The organism is Candidatus Korarchaeota archaeon NZ13-K, assembly GCA_003344655.1.
Classification (GTDB): domain Archaea; phylum Korarchaeota; class Korarchaeia; order Korarchaeales; family Korarchaeaceae; genus Korarchaeum.
On record MAIU01000093.1, the window covers coordinates 1 to 4023 of the forward strand.

Genomic DNA, 4023 nt, shown 5'->3' on the forward strand with positions numbered 1-4023 from the left:
GCTTGAGGGTGCGCATGAGTGGAGTCGTGTTTTCTACCGAGGTGGGATTCGACTGGATAGATAAAGGTAAAATATTTAATTTATGTGGAGTTAAATCTAAAATATTTACATTAGGATGCGAGGCGAGGTGCGTATCCCTAATGGAGTTCGAATCACTGATCCAACCCAAGGCGGGAGCCATCCTGCTCTGTGGATTGGATCTCATCGATATAGGGGTAGGTATCGGTAGGAAAAGGGTGCTGATGATACACGAGCCTTGTGAGGTGAAGACAGCAAATACTGTACTCAGAATCCCAGAGTCCATCACAAGCTTACCAAGTTTAGTGAAGGTTAGAGGGATACCTTACGCTCTCCAAGAGCTCGGCGGTGGTGCGAGAGTGAGAGTGATCTACGGTGGGGAGCCGAGGGTTTACCTCCTCATAACACCATCGCAAGCCTCTCTCAGCTCAAAGGACAGGGAGATCATCGTACCGCCGGAGCCAGTACTCTTGGCAACTCCAAGCGGCAGCGAGCTTAGGTTCGGTAATCTCCGCCTGAAGCTCCCATGATGCCCCAGGGAGAGTCAAGATAGATCCCTGCTGAGACCTCTCATCATCTCATCCAGTAACCTTCCCTTGAACTCCTCCAGGTACTTGAGAGAAGCTCCGGAGAGGCCGGGAAATCTCCTCACCACGACTTCCACATTATTTAAAGTATCCAAGGCGTGCCTCATCCTCTCCTTATTCTCCTCGCTTAAATCAGAGGATAGTTCCGCCAAAGCTGCCCTCAAATCCCGTATCTCTTTGAAAACTCTCTCAGGAGCTCCCTCTTGGGGAACGTGTTTGACCACAAGCTCCAAGGTAGAGATGAGGAGCTCGGGGGGGACCAGCTCCATCCTCCCCAGCATGCTCCTCAGCTGACCCGAGAGGAAGGATAGGGATGCTGTAGTATCTTCACAATATCCGACCACCTCCAATATCGTATTTATGAATGCCTCCAGCTCATTGGAGGCTCTGACCTTCATCTCCTTGATCTTCTTCATGATCTCCGTGATCAATGGCTGATACCTATTCCTGAGAATCGGTGAAACAACAGAAGGATCCATCGTATAGCTGTAAAGTATCTCTTCTCTTGAGAGTCTCTCTACAAGAGATGAGATCTCACTCCTGATCGCCTTAAGCTCCGCTGTCGTACCCTTACTCAGGAGCTGAGCCAGAGATTTCTGATACCTATCCAAGGACTCATACTCGCTCAATAACTCCTCTATCATCTCATACATGGATATTTCAAACAGGGACGCCTCTAACTTCTCGTAACCGCTCTCTAAGAACTCCTCAAGCATCAGCAGAAGAGGGGCCTGTAAATTTTATAAAATTTGGCGTCTATCAGCCATGGAATCATGGAGTCAGAGGCTCAATGGGAAGAACTCAAGGGAGTGTTGCTGGGGGAGGGGCATAGCCCAGATAGAGTTGATAAACTCGAGAGTTACCTGAGGAAGGACGACATCTTACCTCACTTGGAGAGGGCCCTAAGTAGGTTGAAGAAACTCGAGGAGACAGCTAGGTTACTCGAGAGCGAGATAAGCGGTACCGGAGAGGACGTGATGAACAGGGCCGACCTGCTATTACAATCCATCAAGAGATTAATTTCAAGCATGATAGAGGATCCATCGTACATGAGACCATTCCTGAGGGACAAATCTAAGATCAGAGAGGCCAAAAATATCATAGAAGTTACCCTGGAGGAGATCGCCTCGATGGAGAGGGAGCTCTTGGGCAGGGTCAATCTCTACATCCGGGAGAAGGGGGTGGATGCAGAAGCCCTGAAGAGCTACGAGGAGATACCAGCGTTCATCAGTCTAATCAGGATACTGAGGAAATCGGGGGCTCGGGAGGTAGCTGAGGCTGAGGTTGAGGAGAGGAAAGAGGATGTCAAAGCTGGGCAGCTGGAAGAGGAGAGGAGGAAAGAAGAAGCTCTCAGATCATTAAAGGAGGCATTCAGCAGCCTAAGATCCATCAATGAGGAGCTAGAGTTGATGGGAGTGACTTACGTGAGACTCTCCCATGTGCTGGAGTTGGAGACCACGCTAACTGAGAAACTGGCCGGGATGGATGAGGAATTAGCTCAGAAGCACGTTCAGGGCATCGTCTCAAAGCTCAGCTCGATCGAGAGCGAGTCGAGGAGGTTGATCCAAGTTATCCAGAGGATGATGGAATCAAAGGCGAGCGTGGAGGAGATGAAGGGGGAGCTTCTGGAGAGGATGAGTGGTATGGCCTCGCTATCGAGCGTGAAGGATGTCATTCCCTACATAGGACTAGACTTCCCCAAAATACCTCTCCTAGTCAGGTCCAGGTTGCAGATAGATCTGCTCAGGAGGGAAGCGGAGAGGATAGGTAGGATTGGCTCTCTGCTCAGTAAGGTCCTGGAGGAGTTGGATTACGTACCCAAGGATGCCAAGATAGACCTGAGCAGGCTCTCATTCGAGTCAGCGGAGTCCCTGCTTGAGAGCATGATCAACTGCCTGAGGACATCCAGGCTCTCCTACGGGATGCCCGAGGCCATGGCATACACGGGACTCATCAGTGAGATACTGGAACTTTACCCCAGGTGGAGGGAGAAGATAATATCAATGCTGAGGGAGAGAGGGGAGATATCTCTGGAGGATCTCAGGTTCATACCTCAGGGCTGGAGATCCTGGGTCCTGAGGAACCTGGCGGAGGAAGGCATAGTTATGGTGGAGGAGGGCAGGGTGACCATGAGAGTGGTCTCAGAGGACATCAGGAGGGTGGAGATGGAGATAGAGGTCATAGAGGATATGGTGAACGATCTGGGGGGCCTGCTCCCGGGTATCGATGCGCAGGAGGTTAGGGGGCTCAGGGAGGACCTCAAGAGGGCGAAGTCCCTCTTCATGGCCGGGAGGATCTCGGAGTACAGGGAGCTCATATCAAGCCTGAGAGCCAGAGTGGGAGAGATCAAGATGCAACTAGGGGTGAAGAGATGAGGAAAATGTCCATAGTGGTGATAGGGCCCCATCAAGCGGGAAAGAGCACCTTCATAAGGAAGCTCGACCCCTCGGCCATCAGGATGGATTACGAGAAGGGGACTATGTCCACCACGGTTGGCTTCGATTACGGCGTGATCTTCTGGGATGCCTCCACGGACGAGCTCCACCCCAAGGATAGGATAGATGACCTCAATCCCTTCAATGAGATATGGAAGGTCACCATCACCGGAACCCCGGGGCAGATAGCCTTCTCCTACGTAAGGAAGGCTCTGATAAGGGGCAAGGATGGCGTGATAATGATAGTAGATAGCGCCCAGCCCGTTCAGATGGTCTACGCGCTGGGGCAGTATCAGGAAGCCAGGGAGGTTCTTCCACCAGGCTTCCCACTGCTGGTGCTGGCGAACAAGCAGGATCTGCCGGATGCAAAGCCACCGGAGGTCATAAGAGGGCTGCTGGGAATAGACGCTGAGGTGGTGCCCGTGTCGGCCCTCCTGGGTCAGGGGGTGCGGGAGGCGTTCATCCGGTTCCTCAAGACCGTGAGAGCTGATTTGCTCACCAGGTCGATACAGGCATATGCCGAGACGCAAATAAAGGTGTGAGGGGTTAGGATCTCCTCATCCTGACCTCTATCCTCCTCCTCAGATGGTTCCTCCTCATCGTCACCTCGAAGCCCTCCCACATTATGGGTTCACTGGGCTCCCTCACCCAGATCGGCCACACGTAATCCTTCATCTCCACGTTGTACTCCTCCTCCAGACCGTTGCAGGACTTCCTAACCCTTCCGTTCAGGTTGACTATCTCCCCGCTCGAGAGGATGTATTCGTACAGCGGCATATCATGATAGGTCATCCTGTCAAGAAAAACAGGAGCATCCGATTGTAATAATCTCATAATCCGAGCATCCTATCCCTTTTCAACTCCGCTGAGGGCCCCTCAAGGGGAACTCCCCACGCGGCACGATCTTCGGGTGCGCGTGGGTCTCCGATGGAAGGCATAGAATTGAATTCATGGCGTCACGTGAGGAACGTTTTTATTATTGG

General features: G+C 52.1%; 5 protein-coding genes. 3 read left to right on the plus strand and 2 right to left on the minus strand.

Annotated elements, in window-relative coordinates:
- The first annotated feature begins 140 nt into the window (after window positions 1–140).
- Entirely contained in the window at window positions 141–548 is a 408-nt protein-coding gene (locus tag BA066_07025; protein ID RDD52938.1) for a hypothetical protein, read from the plus strand.
- A gap of 14 nt (window positions 549–562) precedes the next feature.
- Here the strand turns inward: BA066_07025 and BA066_07030 are convergent, their stop codons facing one another.
- Window positions 563–1321: a hypothetical protein gene (locus BA066_07030; GenBank protein ID RDD52939.1), complete on the minus strand. Its 759-nt coding sequence runs from the start codon at window positions 1319–1321 to the stop codon at window positions 563–565.
- A gap of 57 nt (window positions 1322–1378) precedes the next feature.
- Here BA066_07030 and BA066_07035 point away from each other — a divergent pair, with 57 nt between their 5' ends.
- Window positions 1379–2980, plus strand: coding sequence for a hypothetical protein (locus BA066_07035; GenBank protein ID RDD52940.1), 1602 nt, complete (start codon window positions 1379–1381; stop codon window positions 2978–2980).
- Complete coding sequence (locus BA066_07040; GenBank protein ID RDD52941.1) at window positions 2977–3582, plus strand: GTP-binding protein; 606 nt, start codon at window positions 2977–2979, stop codon at window positions 3580–3582. The genes BA066_07035 and BA066_07040 overlap by 4 nt, the downstream gene beginning before the upstream one ends.
- A gap of 4 nt (window positions 3583–3586) precedes the next feature.
- Here the strand turns inward: BA066_07040 and BA066_07045 are convergent, their stop codons facing one another.
- Complete coding sequence (locus BA066_07045; protein ID RDD52942.1) at window positions 3587–3832, minus strand: hypothetical protein; 246 nt, start codon at window positions 3830–3832, stop codon at window positions 3587–3589.
- Window positions 3833–4023 lie beyond the last annotated feature (191 nt).

Excerpts from the sequence above, each read along its gene's own strand:
- BA066_07025 (RDD52938.1), top strand. The coding sequence starts at position 141 with ATGGAGTTCGAATCACTGATCCAACCCAAGGCGGGAGCCATCCTGCTC.
- BA066_07030 (RDD52939.1), bottom strand. The coding sequence starts at position 1,321 with ATGCTTGAGGAGTTCTTAGAGAGCGGTTACGAGAAGTTAGAGGCGTCC.
- BA066_07035 (RDD52940.1), top strand. The coding sequence starts at position 1,379 with ATGGAGTCAGAGGCTCAATGGGAAGAACTCAAGGGAGTGTTGCTGGGG.
- BA066_07040 (RDD52941.1), top strand. The coding sequence starts at position 2,977 with ATGAGGAAAATGTCCATAGTGGTGATAGGGCCCCATCAAGCGGGAAAG.
- BA066_07045 (RDD52942.1), bottom strand. The coding sequence starts at position 3,832 with ATGACCTATCATGATATGCCGCTGTACGAATACATCCTCTCGAGCGGG.